The sequence below is a fragment of the Arthrobacter sp. PvP023 genome (assembly GCF_017832975.1).
In the GTDB taxonomy this organism is placed as follows: domain Bacteria; phylum Actinomycetota; class Actinomycetes; order Actinomycetales; family Micrococcaceae; genus Arthrobacter.
The window spans coordinates 117,519-136,374 of the sequence record NZ_JAFIBI010000001.1 but is presented as its reverse complement, the minus strand read 5'-3'; the positions used below and the strand labels follow the sequence as shown (position 1 = coordinate 136,374).

The window sequence follows — 18,856 nt, the reverse complement described above, 5'->3', positions numbered from 1 at the left end:
GCAGGAACCGCACAGCAGCAGGGGGCCGGCAGGAACGTGCGTCAGCCCTTGTAGTAGGAGGAGATGTCCTCGACCAGTTCCTTAACTGCCGCGGGAATGGAGGCGTGGACGCACTTGGGTGAGACCTGGAGGGCGCTCCCGGGAACGGCGCGGTGCAGCAGTTCGGCTGTCACCTTGTAGTACCGGGGACTTTTGGAGCCGACCATGAACCTGGTGTTCGGCGGGAGGACGGAAAAATCCCGGACGTGGTCGGCTTCATCAAACACCGCCTTGAGCTCGCCCACGCCGCTGGGCATGACCTCTTTGAAGAGCCGGTTCACCTTGGTCCGCGACACCAGCGCCATCAGCCCGGCGAGGACCGGCTCCGGAATCCTGGCCATGGCCGTGCCGGGCTGCATGCCTTTCTTGAGTTTGGCCAAGGCGTGCGGGACGTTTCCCTCGTTGACCGAGCGTTCAAAACTGTCCAGCCAGGACGTATCCACGCTGCCGTCGATGTTTACTGCAGCGTCATAGACCGCAAGCTTGTCCGGCTGGTGTGAGGTGCCGACGAACTCCTGCACCGCATTGAGCGCCACGGAGCCGCCCAGACTGTGCCCGAAAAGGTTGCGGGCGCCGGTGGCATCCATGATGGTCTTGACATCGGCGATCTCGGTGGCCATGGAGTAGTCCGCAGGCTGCGGCGTGGAATCGCCGCGGCCGCGCCGGTCGTAGACGTCCACCGCCCAGCCGTCGCCGAGGCCCTTGGATAGCGCCTCGGAAAACGGCCGGTAGATCAGTGCCGTGAGGAAGGCTCCGCCGATCACCACAACCCGGCGCTCGCCGGGGGCATCCACGGTTCCGTAACTGTACAAAGCCAGCCGCCCGCCGTCGTCCGTTGCGATGGCCCGCTGCATCACTGTTGCCTCACGTTCCCGGATTTCCTTCACTGGCCCATCCTAAAACGGCTGCCCTGCGGGAACCGGGCGGCGCGGATGCGCTGGACCCGCAGGCCGGCGTCGTTGGCCAGGAACCGCGCGGTGGTGAGGGCCAGGCGGTGCCCGGGGCGGAGCGGGCCCTCGTGCAGCTGCCCGGGAACCAGGGCGAAGTCGATGCTCGGGACTGCCTCCGCGAGCAGGCGGCCGGTCTCGGCGAAGTACGGCGGGCTCCAGCCTCCGCTGAGCATCAGGGTGGGTGTGGTGACGCCGGCGAAGTCCGCCAGCTCGGCGTCCGCGTCCAGTACGGCCCGCATTTCGACGACGGCGGTGGGCAGCAGCTGACGCATTTCGGCGCCAAGGCGGGTCCGGGCGGACAGGATGCTCAGCATCCGCAGGGCACCGAGCGGGAGTTTGGAAACCGGCCCGGCTGTTTCCAGGCCCTGGACCAGGTGCGCCCACGCGTGGTCCAGCTGTCCCGCCGCCATGGAGTGTTCAAGTTCCGGCCGCCACCGCCGGCTGAGGCTGCCGGACAGGGAAACCGCGGCGTCATAGGTCACGAGCCGGCGGATCGGCTCGGTCCGGGCCGCCTGCAGGGCCACGAAGCCGCCGTAGCTGTGGGCCACCACGCCCGTGGAGCCGGTTGCCCGCATGACGTCACGGAGGTCGCTGATCTCCGTCGCCACCGAATAGTCTCCAGGCTGGCCCGAAGAACCGCCGCGCCCTCGGCGGTTATAGGTATGCACCGGCCTCCCCAGCAGGCGTGCGATCTTCATCGCGAACGGCCGGTACAGCGCGTCGGTTACCAGCGTTCCGTGAATGACGACGACGCCGGGTTGCCCGGCGCTGTTCCCGCCGCTACCGAAAGAGTGCAGCTCAAGGTGGCCGTCGCCGTCGTCCGTGCCAATCGTCCGAGTTTCCACAGCCCCGAGTCTATTCCTCTCCCCGCAGCCTCCTTCCGCTAGGAGTTTTTGTCCAGATAAAGGGGGATAAGTGCCACTTTGGAGCCATTATCTGGACAAAAACTCCCGGGTGGGCCGGATCATGGGTGGCCGGAAAACATGCCGGGGAACTCCCGGTAAACTTAGGGATTGTGACTTCCCAAAACACCCCCACCCCGACCAATGCTGCCGAACCGGCGGACGCCAGCGAGCAGATGCGCATTCGCATGGAGAAGCGCGCCAAGCTTATTGAGCGCGGCGTCGAGGCCTATCCGGTGGGTGTTGAACGCACGCATTCCCTGAGCGAGATCCGGGAGAAGTACGCGCACCTTGAGGCCGACGAAACCACCGGAGACATTGTGGGCGTCACCGGCCGCATCGTATTCATCCGGAACACCGGCAAGCTCTGCTTCGCCACGCTCCAGGAAGGCGGCACGGACGGTAAGGGCACACGCCTGCAGGCCATGCTGAGCCTTGCCAACGTGGGCGAAGAGTCCCTGGCCGAATGGAAGGCCCTGGTTGACCTGGGCGACCACGTCTTCATCAAGGGTGAGGTCATTTCCTCCCGCCGCGGCGAGCTGTCCGTGATGGCCGATTCCTGGTCCATGGCGTCCAAGGCGCTGCGCCCGCTGCCGGTGCTGCACGCCGGCCTGAACGAGGAAACCCGCGTTCGCCAGCGCTATGTGGACCTGATGGTCCGTGATGAAGCCCGCGAAATGGTCTACACCCGCGCCGCGATCACCCGTTCCATCCGGGAAAGCCTGCACCGCCGCAACTACGTCGAGGTGGAAACCCCGATGCTCCAACTGGTCCACGGCGGTGCCCTGGCCCGGCCGTTCGAGACCCACATGAACGCCTTCGACCAGAAGATGACCCTGCGCATCGCCACCGAGCTGTACCTCAAGCGCGCCGTGGTGGGCGGCATCGACCGCGTGTACGACATGGGCCGGGTGTTCCGCAACGAGGGCGTGGATTCCACGCACAGCCCGGAATTCACCACGCTGGAATGCTACGAAGCCTGGGCCGACCAGTTCGTCATGGCGGACCGTATCAAGGAGATCATCCTCGACGCCGCTGACGCCGCCGGTGTGGGCCGCACCATCCAGACCGAAGCCGGGGAGATCAACCTCGACGGCGAATGGACCTGGCTGGCCGTCTACCCCGGACTCTCCGACGCCGTGGGACAGGAAATCACACCGGACACCACGGTGGAGGAACTGCGGGTTGTGGCGGCCAAGCACGACGTCAAGGTGGATCCGAAGTGGGATGCCGAAAAGCTGGCCGTTGAACTGTTCGGCGAAATCGTGGAACCCACCCTGCTGAACCCCACGTTCGTCTACGACTACCCGCCCTCCGCCCAGCCGCTGGCACGCCCGCACCGCGAGGACGGCCGGCTGATCGAGGCCTGGGACCTGATCATCGGCGGCATGGAACGCGGCACGGCCTTTTCGGAGCTGATCGACCCCGTGATCCAGCGGGAACGCCTCACCGAACAGTCAATGCATGCAGCGGCCGGAGACGTCGAGGCCATGCAGCTGGATGAGGATTTCCTCCGGGCGCTGGAGTACGGCGCCCCGCCCATGGGCGGCATCGGGCTGGGCATTGACCGCCTGGTGATGCTGTTCACCGGGGCCGGCATCCGCGAGACCATCCTTTTCCCGCTCCTGAAGCCCGAAGGACACTGACCGTGGAGTACGTCGCAGTCCTCCTGCCGTCCCTTGTGGTCGGTTTGCTGTTCTGGTTTGCCATGAAGTCCATCTTCAATGCGGACAAATCGGAGCGCCAGGCTGAAGCGCGCGCCCAGGCCGAAGCTGACGCCAGTGCCGCCGAATCCAAGCCCGGACCGAATGGTGCGCCAAATACGGGAACGAATGCCGGCAACGGCAACGGAACAAACTAATACTCCCTGCATATTCCTTCCCACCATTCACAGGAACCTTTTGCCGCTTTGACGCGTTGCCATAAACCGAGGGATACTTTTTACAGATACATCCTGCTTTTCTGAATACCCGTCCTTTCCAAAAGAGAGAATTTATATGGCACAGAAAGTAAAAATCATCCTTGTCGATGATCTGGATGGGGGAACCGCGGACGAAACTGTCCGATTTGGCCTTGACGGCGTCAGCTACGAAATTGACCTGTCGGCTGCCAATGCTGCAGAACTCCGCTCCTCACTGGAGCGGTTTGTTTCAAGCGCACGTAAGACGTCCACCGGCCGCGCCACCCGCACCAAGGTCTCAGGCGGCCGTAATCAGGACTCTGCACAGATTCGTCAGTGGGCCAGGGAGAATGGCTATGCGGTTAACAGCCGCGGCCGTATCCAGGCTGAAATTCAGGAAGCCTACCAGAAGGCAAATTCCTAGCACTGCCGCAGTTTTGCGTGGAAAAAGCAATGCCCCTGCCAATCGGCGGGGGCATTGCCATTTGAATAGGCCGCCCGGCAGTGCGGCGCAGCCAGGGTAAAACGGCGGCGGTTATTCCGCGGGTATTGCGGCGAGAAACTGGCCGGGGCACAAGTTCCGGGGCCGGCGCGGTGCAATTGGGGCCCGTCGATGGCAGGATTCCTGGCCCGCAACATAGCCAATACGCGCCGGGAGCGTGCGGGCCGGAACCTCCGACGGCAGGTGGCGTCAACCCCCGGAACCTGACCCGGGTTTCCCCTGTGGCGAACACGCTCCACAAGTGCGGGTCTGCCACGTAGCATCAAAGTACGTCGTAGCTAGGAGTGTGGCGAAATGTTTGAGCGATTTACGGACCGTGCCCGTCGCGTAGTTGTGCTTGCCCAAGAAGAGGCACGCATGCTGAACCACAATTACATCGGTACCGAACACATCCTCTTGGGTCTGATCCATGAGGGTGAGGGCGTTGCCGCCAAAGCTCTGGAGTCCTTGAGCATTTCGCTCGACGGCGTGCGCGAGCAGGTGCAGGAGATCATCGGCCAGGGCCAGCAGGCCCCGTCCGGCCATATCCCTTTCACCCCGCGCGCCAAGAAGGTGCTGGAGCTCTCGCTCCGCGAAGCCCTGCAGCTGGGCCATAACTACATCGGCACGGAGCATATCCTGCTGGGGCTCATCCGCGAGGGTGAAGGCGTGGCCGCCCAGGTGCTCGTGAAGCTCGGAGCGGACCTCAACCGCGTCCGCCAGCAGGTGATCCAGCTGCTCTCGGGTTACCAGGGCAAGGAGACCACCGGCGCAGGCGTCGGCGCCGGCCAGCCGGAGGGTACTCCCGCCGGTTCCGTGGTCCTGGACCAGTTCGGCCGCAACCTGACCCAGGCTGCGCGCGAGAACAAACTGGATCCGGTCATCGGACGCGAACAGGAAATGGAACGCGTCATGCAGGTCCTTTCCCGGCGCACCAAGAACAACCCCGTCCTCATCGGCGAGCCCGGCGTCGGCAAGACAGCCGTCGTCGAAGGACTCGCCCAGGCGATCGTCCGCGGGGACGTCCCGGAGACCATCAAGGACAAGCAGCTCTACACGCTGGACCTTGGGTCCCTGGTGGCAGGCTCCCGCTACCGCGGTGACTTCGAAGAGCGCCTGAAGAAGGTCCTCAAGGAGATCCGCACCCGCGGCGACATCATCCTGTTCATCGACGAAATCCACACCCTGGTGGGTGCGGGTGCCGCCGAAGGCGCCATCGATGCCGCATCCATCCTGAAGCCCATGCTGGCGCGCGGCGAGCTCCAGACCATCGGTGCCACCACGCTGGACGAATACCGCAAGCACATCGAAAAGGACGCAGCGCTCGAGCGCCGCTTCCAGCCGATCCAGGTCAAGGAACCCTCGGTGGCTCACGCGATCGAGATCCTCAAGGGCCTGCGTGACCGCTATGAGGCCCACCACCGGGTAACCATCACCGACGGCGCCCTCGCCTCCGCGGCCAACCTGTCCGAACGCTACATCTCGGACCGGTTCCTGCCGGACAAGGCGATTGACCTCATCGATGAAGCCGGTGCGCGCCTGCGCATCCGCCGGATGACCGCTCCGCCGGAGCTGAAGGCCATGGACGAGCGCATCGCCGAACTCAAGATGGAGAAGGAGTCCGCGATTGACGCGCAGGACTTCGAAGGCGCCGCCTCGCTGCGCGACAAGGAGCAGAAGCTCATTGCCGAGCGGGCCGAGAAGGAACGCCACTGGAAGACCGGCGGCATGGATGACATCTCCGAGGTTGATGAGGATCTCATCGCCGAGGTGCTGGCAAACTCCACCGGCATTCCGGTCTTCAAGCTGACCGAGGAGGAGTCCTCGCGCCTGCTGAAGATGGAAGACGAACTGCACAAGCGCGTCGTTGGCCAGAACGAGGCCATCAAGGCCCTGTCCCAGGCCATCCGGCGCACCCGTGCAGGCCTGAAGGACCCGAAGCGTCCGGGCGGCTCGTTTATCTTCGCCGGCCCCACCGGCGTCGGCAAGACCGAGCTCGCCAAGGCCCTCGCGGAGTTCCTGTTTGGTGAAGAGGACGCCCTCATCACCCTGGACATGTCCGAATACTCCGAGAAGCACACGGTGTCGCGCCTCTTCGGTGCGCCTCCGGGCTACGTCGGCTACGAAGAAGGTGGGCAGCTGACCGAGAAGGTTCGCCGCCGTCCGTTCTCCGTGGTGCTGTTCGATGAAGTGGAGAAGGCCCACGCGGACCTCTTCAACTCACTGCTGCAGATCCTGGAAGACGGCCGCCTGACCGACTCCCAGGGCCGCGTGGTGGACTTCAAGAACACCGTGATCATCATGACCACCAACCTCGGAACGCGGGACATCTCCAAGAGCGTTGCCACGGGCTTCCAGTCCGGCACGGACACGCAGACCGGGTACAACCGGATGCGCGCCCGGGTCACTGAAGAGCTCAAGCAGCACTTCCGCCCCGAGTTCCTGAACCGTGTTGACGACGTTGTGGTGTTCCCGCAGCTGACCCAGGACGAGATCATCGAGATCGTGGACCTGTTCGTGAGCCGCTTGGAGAAGCGCCTCAAGGACAAGGACATGGGCATCGAGCTCACCAAGGCTGCCAAGGTCCTGCTGGCAACCCGCGGCTACGATCCCGCAATGGGTGCACGGCCGCTGCGCCGCACCATCCAGCGCGAGATCGAGGACCAGCTGTCCGAGAAGATCCTCTTCGGAGAGATCCACGCGGGCGACATCGTAGTGGTGGATGTGGACGGCGAAGGCGACGACGCCAAGTTCACCTTCGAAGGAAACGCCAAGCCGCGCATCCCGGAAATCGCTCCGAGCGTCTAGTGCATCACCGCCAAGGCCCGTCTGCTCCGAAAGGAGTAGGCGGGCCTTTGCGCTGTCCTTGCGCCCGTCCCCGTGGCTGGGTCCGGCGCTCGTCAGTCGCCTCCAGCTCGGCACCGGCGACATTTGCCGCTTGCTGCTCCTTCGTCGCTTTGACGCAAGCTACACAAATGCCACCGATGCCTTCGCTTCGGTGATGGGCTGGGGCGGACCCGCGCAGGCGGTGGCGGTCAGGCATTTGTGTAGGCGCCGTCTAAGCGAGGAACGAGCGAGGCGCCGGCAAATGTCTCGGCCGACAGCGCCGGTGCCGAAGCACCCCGGCGGTCCGCGCACGCCTGCGCCGTCGCCTTCCGCTTTGGCGTGTGGGTTCTGAGAGCATGGTTTCACTAGTAGTGAACTTGCTGTGATCCGGCCCACAGTCGGTGTTGAATCTCTTCATGGCTTCTGAGGACTCAGCGATCCTGAGCGAACAACCGGCGACCCCTTTTCACGACATTGACCACTACCTCGCCATACCCCGGGTGAGCGGACTGGCGTTGAGCCCGGACGGGCAGCGCCTGGTGACCACCGTCTCCACGCTGAACGGCAAGGGCACGGAGTATGTCACTGCCCTGTGGGAGCTGGACCCCGCGGGGGAGAAGCACGCCCGCCGGATCACCCGGAGCGCCAAGGGCGAGGCCGGCGCGGCCTTTGCCGCCACGGGGGACCTCTACTTCACATCGGCCCGCCCCGATCCCGATAGCCCGGATGACGACCCCGTCAGCGCCCTCTGGCAGCTCCCGGCGGACGGCGGCGAAGCCCGCGTGGTCCTGTCGCGCACCGGCGGGATCAGCCACGTGATCACTGCACGGGACTCGGACGCCACCTTCGTCGCGGCGTCCGTGCTGGCAGGTTCCGCCGACGAGGAAGCGGATGAGGCTCGGCGGAAGAGCCGCAAGGACAACAAGGTGTCCGCCATCCTTCACAGCGGCTACCCGGTGCGGTACTGGGATGCCGACCTGGGGCCGGACCAGCCGCGTATCTTCGCCGTTGAGCCGGGGGAGGACAAGGATCCCGGCAAACCGGCGACGGTTGACGCGGCCGCACCGCTGAAGCTCCGGAACCTCACGCCGGAGGCAGCCGGCATGCTGCGCAACGCGGACTCGGTGGTCAGCCCCGACGGCAGGACGATCTACACCAGCTTCGACAAGCCACTCGCCAAAGCGGACTCACGCTCCGTCCTGGTGGCTATTGACGTGGCCACCGCAACACACAAGGTCCTGCTGGACAGGGAAGGCATGAGCTACTTCGCGGGACCGGTGAGCCCCGACAACCGTACGCTCGTGGTGCTGAGCGAATCCGACACCACTCCCCGCCAGGCTCCGCAGGTCAAGCTCCATCTCCTGGACGTCAGTGCGCCGGGGGAGCCGGAAGCAAACCTCAGGCCGCTGGCCCCTGAATGGGACCGCTGGGCCATCAAAGCCGCGTGGTTGCCGGACGCCTCTGCCCTCCTGGTAACGGCCGACGACGACGGCGCCTCCCCCGTCTTCCGCATCACTCCCGCCGGGGCCGGGGGAGGCGCCGTCGGAGCGGCCGGCGACGACGAAGTCACCCGCGTGACGCTCGACGCTGCGGCATATACCGACGTCGTGGTTTCACCGGACGGATTGAGCGCCTACGCTCTGCGGAGCTCGTACGAATTTCCGCCCGAGGCGGTACGGATCGACCTGGCGAGCGGACAGGTCACCAGGCTCCAGGCTCCCGCCGAGCGCCCCCGCATCCAGGGATCACTGGAGCGCATGGAGGCGACTGCCGCCGATGGCGCCCGGATTCCCGCCTACCTTGCCCTGCCGGAGGGTGCCTCTGCCCGGAACCAGGCGCCGCTGCTGCTCTGGATCCACGGCGGACCCCTGGGCTCCTGGAACGCGTGGACGTGGCGCTGGAACCCGTGGCTCTTGGTGGCCAAGGGTTATGCCGTCCTCCTGCCGGATCCCGCCCTGTCCACCGGGTACGGCCAGTCCTACATTCAGCGTGGCTGGGGAGAGTGGGGCCGGGCGCCATTTACGGACCTCATGAAAATCACGGACGCCGTGGTGGAACGCCCGGACATTGATGCGTCGCGGACGGCTGCCATGGGCGGCTCCTTCGGTGGATACATGGCCAACTGGGTGGCGGGGCAGACGGACCGCTTCAACGCGATCGTCACCCATGCCAGCCTGTGGGCCCTTGACCAGTTCGGCCCCACCACTGACGCCCCGCAGTACTGGCTGAAGGAAATGACGGCCGAGATGGCACTGGCGAATTCGCCCCACCTGCACGTCGAGAAGATCAGCACCCCCATGCTGGTGATCCACGGTGACAAGGACTACCGCGTGCCCATTGGCGAGGGGCTGCGGCTCTGGTACGAACTCCTGTCCAAATCGCAGCTGGCGGCCGACGGCAACGGCCGGACACCGCATCGCTTCCTCTACTACCCGGACGAGAACCACTGGATCCTGCAGCCGCAGCACGCCAAGGTCTGGTACGGGGTCGTCGAGCACTTCCTGGCGAAGAATGTGCTGGACCAGGACGCGCCTTTGCCCGCTGAACTGGGGCTCTAGGTACCCCCGGCTCGTAAGATGGGGCTGTGACTGAGACCTTCCGCATCCGCCCTGCCCGCACCAGCGATGTAGCTGCCATCAAGCGCCTCGTGGCCCCGCTGGCGGACAAGAGGATCCTCATGGCCAAGGAGACGGTGGCGTACTACGAAAGCCTGCAGGAGTTCAGGATCGCGGAGTCGGCCGACGGCGAGGTGATCGGCTGCGGCGCCCTGCACGTCATGTGGGAGGACCTGGCCGAGGTGCGAACCCTGGCGGCCTCCGATGCATGGCGCGGCAAGGGTGTGGGGCACGTCCTGGTGGAAAGCCTCCTGGAGGAAGCCAGGGCGCTGGGCGTTTCGCGTGTGTTCTGCCTGACCTTCGAAGTGGACTTCTTCAAGAAGCACGGCTTCGATGTGATGGCGGACCAGACGGCGGTGGACCCGGTGGTCTATTCCGAGTTGCTGCGCTCGCATGACGAAGGCGTGGCTGAGTTTCTGGACCTCGCGCGGGTCAAGCCCAACACCCTGGGCAATACGCGCATGATCAGGTTCCTGTAGGCCTTTCCCCGCCTTGCGGATTATGTCTGACTTCTGGCTCTTCCCATATATCGAATCGATGTATAAAATTAATCACGGTTGCCCGGTAGTACCCGAAACCCGAAACCACTTCAAAGGACAGAAATGCGCGAATACGCCATTTTTCCGGATTTTTCGGCGTTCCAGATGGATCTTCCTGCGGATCCGGCCCGGAACGATCCTCCGGGCCGGTGCCGTGAGGCGTCGGTATTCCATATCGGCGCCGCCGCGTGGCCGGATCTTCTCCCGGGCTCCTGGGGAAACCGCTGAGCCCGGCCGGGGGATCCAAGACAGGAAAGGAAAGGGACAGTCAATTGGGGGCTGTCCCTTTCGTTTTGCCCTTTTAGGCCGGGCATTCGCCGGACGATTCGACAGGGCGCTACCGTTGCCACGGCCGCGGTAGTAGGGTCAAGACAAAGCCGCCAGGTCACTCCAGGGAGCACTCCAATGAAGAAGCTGATCAACGATCCCCGCGCTGTAGTAGACGAGTCCGTGGAAGGCTTCGGCCTTGCGCATGCGGACATTGTGACCGTGAGCGCCGAGCCGAAATTCATTACCAGGAAGGACGCCCCCGTGGCCGGGAAAGTGGGCCTTGTCAGCGGCGGCGGCAGCGGCCACGAACCGCTTCACGGCGGGTTCGTCGGGCTGGGAATGCTCGACGCCGCGGTGCCGGGTGCGGTCTTCACTTCGCCCACGCCTGATCAGATCATTCCCGCGACGCTCGCCGTAAACTCGGGTGCCGGCGTCGTCCACATCGTCAAGAACTACACGGGCGACGTCCTGAATTTCGAAACGGCCGCCGAAATGGCGGAGGCCGAAGGCGTGCAAGTCCGCACCGTACTGGTGAACGACGACGTCGCCGTGGAGGACTCGCTGTACACGGCAGGTCGGCGCGGCGTGGGCGGTACCGTCCTGGTGGAGAAGATCGCCGGTGCGGCTGCCGAACGCGGGGATGACCTGGATGCTGTCGCCGCCATCGGGGACCGGGTCAACCAAAACGTCCGCAGCATGGGCGTCGCGCTGTCCGCCTGTACGGTCCCGCACGCAGGGGTGCCCAGCTTTGACCTGGAAGAGAACGAAATCGAAATCGGCATCGGGATCCACGGGGAGCCCGGACGGCACCGGATCCCGATGGAAAACGCCGACGGCATCACCGACCGCCTCCTGGAACCCATCCTGTCCGACCTGGGCATTGCCTCCGGCGAGAAGGTGCTCCTGTTCGTGAACGGCATGGGCGGGACGCCGCAAAGCGAGCTCTATATCGTCTACCGCCGTGCAGCACAGGTGCTCGCGGAGAAAGGCGTCACGGTGGAGCGCTCCCTGGTGGGCAACTACATCACCTCCCTGGAGATGCAGGGCTGCTCCATCACCGTGCTTCGGCTCGACGATGAACTGACCAGCCTCTGGGACGCCCCGGTCCACACCGCCGCGCTGCGCTGGGGCATCTGACCGTGGGGCTGGACGTTGACTGGGCCGTAAGGTGGCTGACCCTTTCTGCGCAGGCGATGGCGGACCACCGGGTGGAACTGATTGAGCTGGACCGCGCCATCGGGGATTCCGACCATGGCGAAAACATGGACCGCGGCTTCAAGGCGGTGATGGAGAAACTCGCCGAAGCGCCGCCCGCCACCCCGGGAGCTGCCTTGAAACTCACGGCCATGGCACTGATGTCCAAAGTGGGCGGAGCGGCCGGGCCCCTCTACGGCACGGCTTTCCTGCGTGCCTCCACCTCGTTGGGCGATACGGAGGACATCGATCCCGCCGCGCTCGCTGCTGCCATCCAGGCCGCCCGCGACGGCGTTGTGGCCCGGGGGAAGGCCGAATCCGGCGATAAAACGATGGTGGACGCCTGGACGCCCGCCGTCGACGCCGCGGCAGCGCAGGCCGCTGCGGGGGACGGGGATGTCCTCAAGGTCCTTCTGGCGGCCGCGGAAGCCGCCGAGGCGGGTGCCGTTGCCACTGATCCGCTCATCGCCCGCAAAGGACGGGCCAGCTATCTGGGCGAACGCAGCGCCGGCCACCGGGACCCCGGCGCAGTTTCCACCGCACTCATCTTGCGCGCCGCGGCCGGTGCGGCCGGATGACGGTCAGCCTCGTGGTGGTGTCCCATAGCGAAAAGATCGCCGACGGCGCGGCGGAGCTGGCCGCCCAAATGGCACCCGACGTCGTGATCCTCCCGGCGGGCGGTACCGACGACGGCAGGATCGGCACCAGCCTTGAAAAGGTCATGGCCGCCCTGGACCAGGCGGCCGGCGAAGACGGCATCGTGGTGCTCACGGACCTCGGGTCCGCCGTGATGACGGCCGAATCGGCGGTGGAGTTCCTGCCGGATCCGGACACTGTCCTGTTGGCCGATGCTCCGCTGGTCGAGGGGCTGGTGGCTGCAGCGGTCGCGGCGCAGTCGGGAGCGGACGCCACGGGAGTGAAGCAGGCCGCCGAAGCGGTCCGCCGCGCACCTGCGGCGGAGGCGCCTGCCGAGGCGGAGACGCTGGGACCCCCCGAAGCCACGGGCGATTTCGAGCTGGTCAACCAGGCCGGCATGCATGCCCGGCCCGCAGCGAAGATCGCCGGGGGACTGGCAGGCCTGGATGCTGAGGTGACGGTCAACGGTATGGATGGCGCTTCCATGACCGGTCTGATGACCCTGGGCGCAGGCAAGGGATCCATCCTCCACGTCGAGGCCTGGGGTCCGGACGCGGCCAGGGCCGTGAAGTACGTCGGCGGCCTGGTGGAAACGGGGTTCGGGGAGCCCTGAGGGCACCGGCGGCGGGAGGTCCGGCCGCGCCGGACGGTCCCGCCGTCAGCCGGCCTGCCGGAGCCCGTCGGCACCCAGCAGCACGGTGGCTGTGATGAACTTCCCGCAGTGCTCTCCGTACGGGTACTCCGCCCTGGGCATGAAGCTCAGCGTCCGCTCAGGCAACGGAATGCCCGCCGTCGAGGTGCCGGTGGCTGTGGCGTCAATGCGCGATTCGGTCAGGACATCCATCATCAGCATGCCCCTGAGGGTGCCGTCCGGCGAGGACGTTGCGGAACACGTGCCGTCCGGCCCCGCCGAGGGCTCGCAGCCCTGGTCCACAGCAGTGCTGCCGGGCATCAGTTCGAGGTCCGCTTCCCGGCATGTGCCGTCCTGGCAGGCCTTCAGGTGGATGGCCTTGACCGTGGCTGCATAGCTGGCCGCCACAGTCAGCGCCACCACCGGCGCCTGCGCGATTGCCGGGCACGGCACTGCCTCGGGCAGGCACGCGGACGGGATCAGCGACGTCGTGACAGCTACCAAAAATACGCCCAAGCTGCGCATGCTTCAGCGTAGATCCGTCCGGGCTGCGCCGCCAGAGGCTACCGGGCGGATGGGCGGCAACGCCGGACGCTAGCTGACCGGAAAGACGCCGATGAACAGGAAAGAGGCCACGGCGAAGACGGCAAAGAAGGCGATCATGCAGCCCATGCCGGCCTTCTCCTTGGATGCCTGGTGGATGGACTGGGTCGGATCCGCCGGGTTGTAGGCCACGTCCACGGTTGAACCGGGCGCCGGCTCGGTGCGGAACGGGACATCCGACTCCCCGAAGTACAGGGTTCCGTGCGGGTCGGCGAAGCGGTAGGTGGGGCGGTAGAGGCGGTGGCGCGACCCGGAGGAGCCAACGGCGCTGGACCATCCGGCTTTGCTGCCGGTCACGGTCGCCTGGACTCTTGGCCACTGTTCGGCGAGCTTCTCCAGGCGTTTGCCCCTACGCACCGCCACGGTGATCGACACGGCGGCCGCGACGACGAACACGGCCCAGACGATGTACAGCACGGTTTTCACGGTTCTCCCTTTCGCGTCAGCAAGCAGTATGCCACTGCCTGCTCCGCTTCACATTCCGGACGGCCTTCAGGCGGGCAGCCTCAGGCCGGCCGGGTGGAGTTCCGCCAGGCCGTCGCTGACCAGCCCGGCCAGGGCGCGCTCCAACTGCTCGGGCGCGGAATTCAGCCGGTGCAGCGCTGCCAGCGGGATGCCGATGCCTTCGGCTTCGAAGCCAAGATCGGCGGCGGGCTGATGGAAAATTTCCGGAGCCACCGGCGCGTCCGCCAGCCGGAGGACGGCCATCACGGCTCCCCGGACCTGCCGGTCGGTGCCGTGCCAGGACTGGCCCTTCGGGGTGTACGACGGCGGCGGCTCGCCGGCCGCCAGCCACGCGCACGCCCCCCGCACCGGGCACTCACCGCACTTCGGCGCCCTCGCCGTGCAGACCAGTGCCCCCAGCTCCATGACCGACGCGTTCCAGCGGACGGAGAGTCCGACGTCGGCCGGCAGCAGTTCGGCGGCCAGCCGCATTTCGGCTGCTGTCAGCGACTGCGAGGGCAGCGCAGTGCCGGAAAAGAGCCGTGCGTGGACGCGGCGGATGTTGGTGTCCACCACGGTTTCGCGGCGGCCGAAGGCGAAGGCGGCGACGGCGGCCGCCGTGTAGCTGCCCACCCCGGGGAGTTCCAGCAGTTCGTCGTACGTTCCCGGCACGCCGCCGTCGTGCTTTTCCACGATGGCGACGGCGGCCGCATGCAGGCGCAGGGCCCGCCGCGGATAGCCAAGCCTGCCCCAGTGCCGGACAGCCTCGCCGGAGGCCTCGGCCGCCAGGTGCGCCGGAGACGGCCAGCGGCGGAGCCAGTCTTCCCAGACGGGCAGGACCCGGACAACGGGTGTCTGCTGGAGCATGATCTCGCTGACCAGGACACCCCAGGCGGAGCACTCGGGGTCACGCCACGGCAGGTCCCTGGCGTTGGTCCCGAACCAGGCGTCAAGGGCGTCATGGAGGGCGGCAAGCGGCGGTAACGCGGGGCGACTCGCCGGGGGCAGGGCAGTGGGTGCGGCTAAGGCTTCGATGCAAATACTGTAGTGGATACTGGCCAGCGGTCCGCCTCCCGGCGTGGTGGTGCCCTAATGCGCCCGGCGTTCTCTAGCCTAGAAGGATGGTCAGGCAAGGCACTTCAGGAAAGAACGGTCCGAAACCGAAGGGCACCCCCGGCCGGCAGGCGGGACGGCCTCCGCTGAAGGCCGTCTACCGCCGTCGCAGGCTGTTCGTTGGCCTGGTGTTGCTTCTCGTTGCCTCGGTGGCGCTGGGAGGCTTCGCAGCCGTGTCCGGGGCCATGCGATCCTCCGAGCATGCTTCTTCCACTGACCGGAACGGATCTGACGGGCAGGGGGCCAAGCCTGAAGCCACGCCCTCCGCGTCCGCCACGCCCAGCACTCCGGCGACGCCCACGTGTGACCAGACCCTGGTCACAGTCTCTGCTTCCACCGATAAGGCTGCCTACGCAGCGGGTGAAAACCCCCTGCTCAGCTTGAAAGTCACCAACGGCGGAAAAGTGGCGTGCGAGGTGAATCTGGGCACGTCGCAGATGGAGTACACCGTCACCAGCGGCTCCGACCGCATTTTCTCTTCGGTTGACTGCCAGGTTGAGAGCGGGGACCTCGTAAAGACCATCGCTCCGGGCCAAAGCGAGACAGCCAACTTCCCGTGGCAGCGCAACCGCAGCGTTCCCGGCTGCGGCGCAGTATCCGCGAAGCCCGGCGCCGGCGGGGCGTATTACATGTTCGTCGCGCGGCTGGGTACCAAGTCCAGCTCCAAGGCCGTCTTCCAGTTGCTTTAGGCGCCACTTTTCAGTCCGCACCCCTGCCCACTCCGACGACGCACTCCGGACGTCGGGGCGGACGCAAACTTTTGTCACTAAATAGGACAAGGGACGTCCCATCTCCGATAGAATGAAGTCAGTCCTGCTTCAGCGGCAGGTCGGACTCCGAGGAGACAGCCGTGACAATGGCCCCGCAAGAAGTGTCATCCGCCCGCTTCAGCGCGCAGCTGCGATCGCACGCCCTGCAGACGCGGATCATGGAGCTCATCCTGGAGCAGGGACTCGATGTGGGCGACGCTCTCCCGACTGAAGGCGAGCTGTCCGCGATCCTGGGTGTGGGACGCAATACCATCAGGGAGTCGCTGAAGGTGCTGCAGGCGCTCGGCGTCATCGAGATCCGCCACGGCTTCGGCACGTTCGTCGCTCCCAATAACTTCCACGCCCTGGCGGACGGACTTGCCTTCCGGGGGAAGCTTTCCCTGCGCCACCGGGGCGATGAGGCGATGGAACTCGTCGACGTGCGCCAGGCCCTGGAATCCGGCCTGATCGGTTCGGCCATGGACCTGATGACCGCTGCGCAGCGGGACGATCTCCGCAGCGCCCTGGCTGCAATGGAGGACGCGGCAGCCAAGGGGGAACCCTTGTTTATCCACGACGCCGAATTCCACCGCCGGCTATTTGCTCCGCTCCGCAACGATCTCCTGATGAACCTGATGGACGTTTTTTGGAAGGTTTACCGTCAAATTCACCTGGAACTGGGCCCCGGACCTGTGGACCTGGGCAAACAGGTTCGGGAGCACGCCGACATCTACCACGCCGTGGCGGCGGGCGACAAGGCGCTGGCCTCCGAACGCCTGCAGCGCCACTTCGACGGCATCCGCGGAAAACTCAGGACAGTCGCAGCCCGCTAGGCCTGCCAGCCGGCGTCACAACCACCATTAGAACCCGCCTCCCAGGCCGGACCCAGCAAGGAAAAGAGCCCTTAAGCATGGAATTCTTCACAGTTCAGGACGCCGCGGCCGCCGGAGCAGTTGGCGCGGGATTCCTGGCCGCCGTGATCCGAAGCAATCCTGACGCCGTGCTGGGAGTGGCCACGGGCGGATCGCCGTTGCCGGTCTACCGCTCCCTTGCCGGATACGGACTGGAGATGTCACGCATCCGGTGCTTCGCCCTGGATGAGTACGTCGGCCTGCCGGCGGGCCACCCGGAAAGCTATGCCGAAGTTGTCCGCCGCGAAGTCACCGGGAGGCTCGGGCTTGACCCGGCCAACGTGTTCGTCCCGGACGGAAGCGCAGCGGAACCCGAGCGCGCCGCCAGCGACTACGAAGCGGCCATCGCGGCCTGCGGCGGGATCGACATCCAGCTGCTGGGCATCGGCCACAACGGCCACCTGGCCTTCAACGAGCCCGGGTCCGCACTCGATTCCCGCACCAGGGTAGAAGTCCTTGCAGAACGAACCCGCCAGGCGAATGCACGCTACTTCGACTCGCCACGGGACGTGCCGGAGCGGTGCATCACGCAGGGCCTCGGCACAATTCTTGAGGCACGGCAGCTCCTGCTGGTTGTGCATGGAGCGGATAAGGCGCAAATCCTGCACCGGGCATTGACCGGACCCGTATCGGCCGACTGCCCGGCCTCCGTCCTCCAGCACCATCCGCACGTGACGGTGATCGCGGACGAAGGTGCGGCTGCCCTGATGGGACGCGTAAGGACGCCCGGGACCGTAGTTCCGGTGGCTGTCGGGGCCGGCGCTGCAGGAGCGGGCGCTACCGGCTAGGGTCAGGCTGCGGCGGGACCGAGCAGTGTCCCGGCCCGCAGCACCGTGAGCAGACCGAATTCCGCGTCCACAGCGAGGAGGTCGGCACGCATGCCGGGCCGAACGCTGCCGATTTCATGGTCCATTCCCAGGATTCCGGCCGGCACGCAGCTCGCGGAAGCGGCGGCGTCGGCAGCCGATACCCCGGCGGCGACGGTCCGGCGCACCACATCAAGCATGGTCGCCGTGCCGCCGGCAAGCGCTCCATTGCTTTGCAGGGTGGCGACGGCGTCCCGGACCGAAACCGACGCCGGGCCCAGGGCGTAGTCCCCGTCCGGGAGGCCGGTTGCGGCCATCGAGTCGGTGACCAGCACAACGTTTTCCGCTCCCACAAGTTCGAACACCATGTGCACTGTCTCAGGCGACAGGTGGACGCCGTCGGCGATGAGTTCGACGGCGGCGGTTCCGGCGCGCGCCAAGCGCAGGCAGGCCGATGCCGGTCCCGGATTCCGGTGGTGGAGCGGCGGCATGCCGTTGAAGAGATGCGTCACGGTGGGCCGCGTGCCGGCCCAGGAGCCTGGAGCGGCCGCCAGGGCTTCCGCAGCGTGTTCGAGGGAGGAAGCCGCGGTGCTTGGGTCCGCATCGGTGTGGCCAAGTGACGGTGTGACACCATGCTGCGCTAGCAGGCTAACCAGGTCCTTGGCACCGGGCAGTTCCGGGGCGTAGGTCATGCTTTTCAGCGAACCGCCGGCTACCTCCAGCATTTCGGCCGTCAGGGCCAGGTCGGGGTGCCGAAGCCAGTCGGGATTCTGCGCACCGCACCGGGCCGTGGACAGGAACGGGCCCTCCGAATGGATGCCCGCGATGAGGCCCTCGCCGGTGAGCACGCGAAGGGACCTGATCCCTGTGAGAAGGTCGTCACGGGAGGCCGTGACAAGACTGGCAAGAAGCGTGGTGGTGCCGTGGCGGTGCAGGAAGTCCACTGCCGTGCGGCAAGCGTCCTCGTCACCGCCGGGGAAGTCTCCGCCCGCCGCCCCGTGACAGTGCAAGTCCACCAGACCCGGCAGAATGAAGCCCCCGGCGGGCACCTCCAGTTCCACCGCCCCGGGGTAGTCCGCGGCGTCAAAGGAGCTCCGGGGGCCGGCGAACGTAATCCGGCTACCAACGACGGCCACTATGTGGTCCGGCAGGGCGCGCCCGTCGGAGAGCACCGTTCCTGCCAGGACGAAGGTCCGGCTTTCGGTCGGCTGGCGGGGAGTTGAAGGGGACAGGTCTGCCGGGGTCAC

At 66.2% G+C, this 18,856-nt stretch carries 18 protein-coding genes; 12 read left to right on the top strand and 6 right to left on the bottom strand.

Translation table 11 applies throughout. The features are described 5' to 3' along the window. Positions 1 to 41 precede the first annotated feature (41 nt). Both JOE31_RS00590 and JOE31_RS00585 read right to left on the bottom strand, forming a co-directional pair. Positions 42 to 893 (bottom strand): alpha/beta fold hydrolase, encoded by an 852-nt coding sequence (locus JOE31_RS00590; protein ID WP_245199311.1) that lies wholly within the window; start codon positions 891 to 893, stop codon positions 42 to 44. Between the two features lie 29 nt (positions 894 to 922). Then, entirely contained in the window at positions 923 to 1,834 is a 912-nt protein-coding gene (locus JOE31_RS00585; protein ID WP_209741662.1) for an alpha/beta fold hydrolase, read from the bottom strand. Positions 1,835 to 2,004: 170 nt separating this feature from the next. Between JOE31_RS00585 and lysS the strand changes: the two genes are divergently transcribed. The 9 genes from lysS to dhaM all read left to right on the top strand — a co-directional run bounded on the left by lysS (position 2,005) and on the right by dhaM (position 12,965). After that, the gene (lysS, locus tag JOE31_RS00580) at positions 2,005 to 3,537 is read left to right on the top strand and encodes a lysine--tRNA ligase (protein ID WP_209741661.1); all 1,533 of its coding nucleotides are present in this window, start codon (positions 2,005 to 2,007) and stop codon (positions 3,535 to 3,537) included. 2 nt (positions 3,538 to 3,539) lie between these two features. Next, positions 3,540 to 3,752: a hypothetical protein gene (locus JOE31_RS00575; protein WP_209741660.1), complete on the top strand. Its 213-nt coding sequence runs from the start codon at positions 3,540 to 3,542 to the stop codon at positions 3,750 to 3,752. A gap of 136 nt (positions 3,753 to 3,888) precedes the next feature. After that, entirely contained in the window at positions 3,889 to 4,215 is a 327-nt protein-coding gene (locus JOE31_RS00570; protein WP_137320725.1) for an Lsr2 family protein, read from the top strand. Positions 4,216 to 4,587: 372 nt separating this feature from the next. Next, a complete protein-coding gene (locus JOE31_RS00565; RefSeq protein WP_011690039.1) occupies positions 4,588 to 7,080 on the top strand; it encodes an ATP-dependent Clp protease ATP-binding subunit in 2,493 nt (830 codons plus the stop codon). 434 nt (positions 7,081 to 7,514) lie between these two features. Then, positions 7,515 to 9,656: a prolyl oligopeptidase family serine peptidase gene (locus tag JOE31_RS00560; RefSeq protein ID WP_209741659.1), complete on the top strand. Its 2,142-nt coding sequence runs from the start codon at positions 7,515 to 7,517 to the stop codon at positions 9,654 to 9,656. A gap of 26 nt (positions 9,657 to 9,682) precedes the next feature. Continuing rightward, complete coding sequence (locus JOE31_RS00555; RefSeq protein ID WP_011690041.1) at positions 9,683 to 10,192, top strand: amino-acid N-acetyltransferase; 510 nt, start codon at positions 9,683 to 9,685, stop codon at positions 10,190 to 10,192. Between the two features lie 465 nt (positions 10,193 to 10,657). Further along, positions 10,658 to 11,659 (top strand): dihydroxyacetone kinase subunit DhaK, encoded by a 1,002-nt coding sequence (gene dhaK, locus JOE31_RS00550; RefSeq protein WP_011690043.1) that lies wholly within the window; start codon positions 10,658 to 10,660, stop codon positions 11,657 to 11,659. 2 nt (positions 11,660 to 11,661) lie between these two features. Next, positions 11,662 to 12,294 carry a dihydroxyacetone kinase subunit DhaL gene (gene dhaL / locus JOE31_RS00545; RefSeq protein ID WP_209741658.1) on the top strand — a complete coding sequence of 211 codons (633 nt, stop codon included), beginning with the start codon at positions 11,662 to 11,664 and terminating at the stop codon, positions 12,292 to 12,294. Further along, on the top strand, positions 12,291 to 12,965 hold the full coding sequence (gene dhaM, locus JOE31_RS00540; RefSeq protein ID WP_209741657.1) for a dihydroxyacetone kinase phosphoryl donor subunit DhaM: 675 nt from the start codon (positions 12,291 to 12,293) through the stop codon (positions 12,963 to 12,965). The genes dhaL and dhaM overlap by 4 nt, the downstream gene beginning before the upstream one ends. Positions 12,966 to 13,010: 45 nt before the next feature. Here dhaM and JOE31_RS00535 read toward each other — a convergent pair whose 3' ends face one another. From JOE31_RS00535 to JOE31_RS00525, 3 genes are all read right to left on the bottom strand, one after another. Then, positions 13,011 to 13,508 carry a hypothetical protein gene (locus JOE31_RS00535; RefSeq protein WP_209741656.1) on the bottom strand — a complete coding sequence of 166 codons (498 nt, stop codon included), beginning with the start codon at positions 13,506 to 13,508 and terminating at the stop codon, positions 13,011 to 13,013. A 69-nt stretch (positions 13,509 to 13,577) separates the two neighbouring features. Then, a complete protein-coding gene (locus JOE31_RS00530; protein ID WP_209741655.1) occupies positions 13,578 to 14,012 on the bottom strand; it encodes a DUF3592 domain-containing protein in 435 nt (144 codons plus the stop codon). 66 nt (positions 14,013 to 14,078) lie between these two features. Beyond that, the gene (locus JOE31_RS00525; RefSeq protein WP_245198866.1) at positions 14,079 to 14,897 is read right to left on the bottom strand and encodes an A/G-specific adenine glycosylase; all 819 of its coding nucleotides are present in this window, start codon (positions 14,895 to 14,897) and stop codon (positions 14,079 to 14,081) included. A 254-nt stretch (positions 14,898 to 15,151) separates the two neighbouring features. Between JOE31_RS00525 and JOE31_RS00520 the strand changes: the two genes are divergently transcribed. The 3 genes from JOE31_RS00520 to JOE31_RS00510 all read left to right on the top strand — a co-directional run bounded on the left by JOE31_RS00520 (position 15,152) and on the right by JOE31_RS00510 (position 17,591). After that, positions 15,152 to 15,832, top strand: coding sequence for a hypothetical protein (locus JOE31_RS00520; RefSeq protein WP_209741654.1), 681 nt, complete (start codon positions 15,152 to 15,154; stop codon positions 15,830 to 15,832). A gap of 167 nt (positions 15,833 to 15,999) precedes the next feature. Further along, on the top strand, positions 16,000 to 16,725 hold the full coding sequence (locus JOE31_RS00515) for a FadR/GntR family transcriptional regulator (RefSeq protein WP_209741653.1): 726 nt from the start codon (positions 16,000 to 16,002) through the stop codon (positions 16,723 to 16,725). 77 nt (positions 16,726 to 16,802) lie between these two features. Beyond that, positions 16,803 to 17,591 carry a glucosamine-6-phosphate deaminase gene (locus JOE31_RS00510; protein ID WP_209741652.1) on the top strand — a complete coding sequence of 263 codons (789 nt, stop codon included), beginning with the start codon at positions 16,803 to 16,805 and terminating at the stop codon, positions 17,589 to 17,591. A gap of 2 nt (positions 17,592 to 17,593) precedes the next feature. Here the strand turns inward: JOE31_RS00510 and JOE31_RS00505 are convergent, their stop codons facing one another. Beyond that, complete coding sequence (locus JOE31_RS00505) at positions 17,594 to 18,856, bottom strand: N-acetylglucosamine-6-phosphate deacetylase (protein WP_209741651.1); 1,263 nt, start codon at positions 18,854 to 18,856, stop codon at positions 17,594 to 17,596.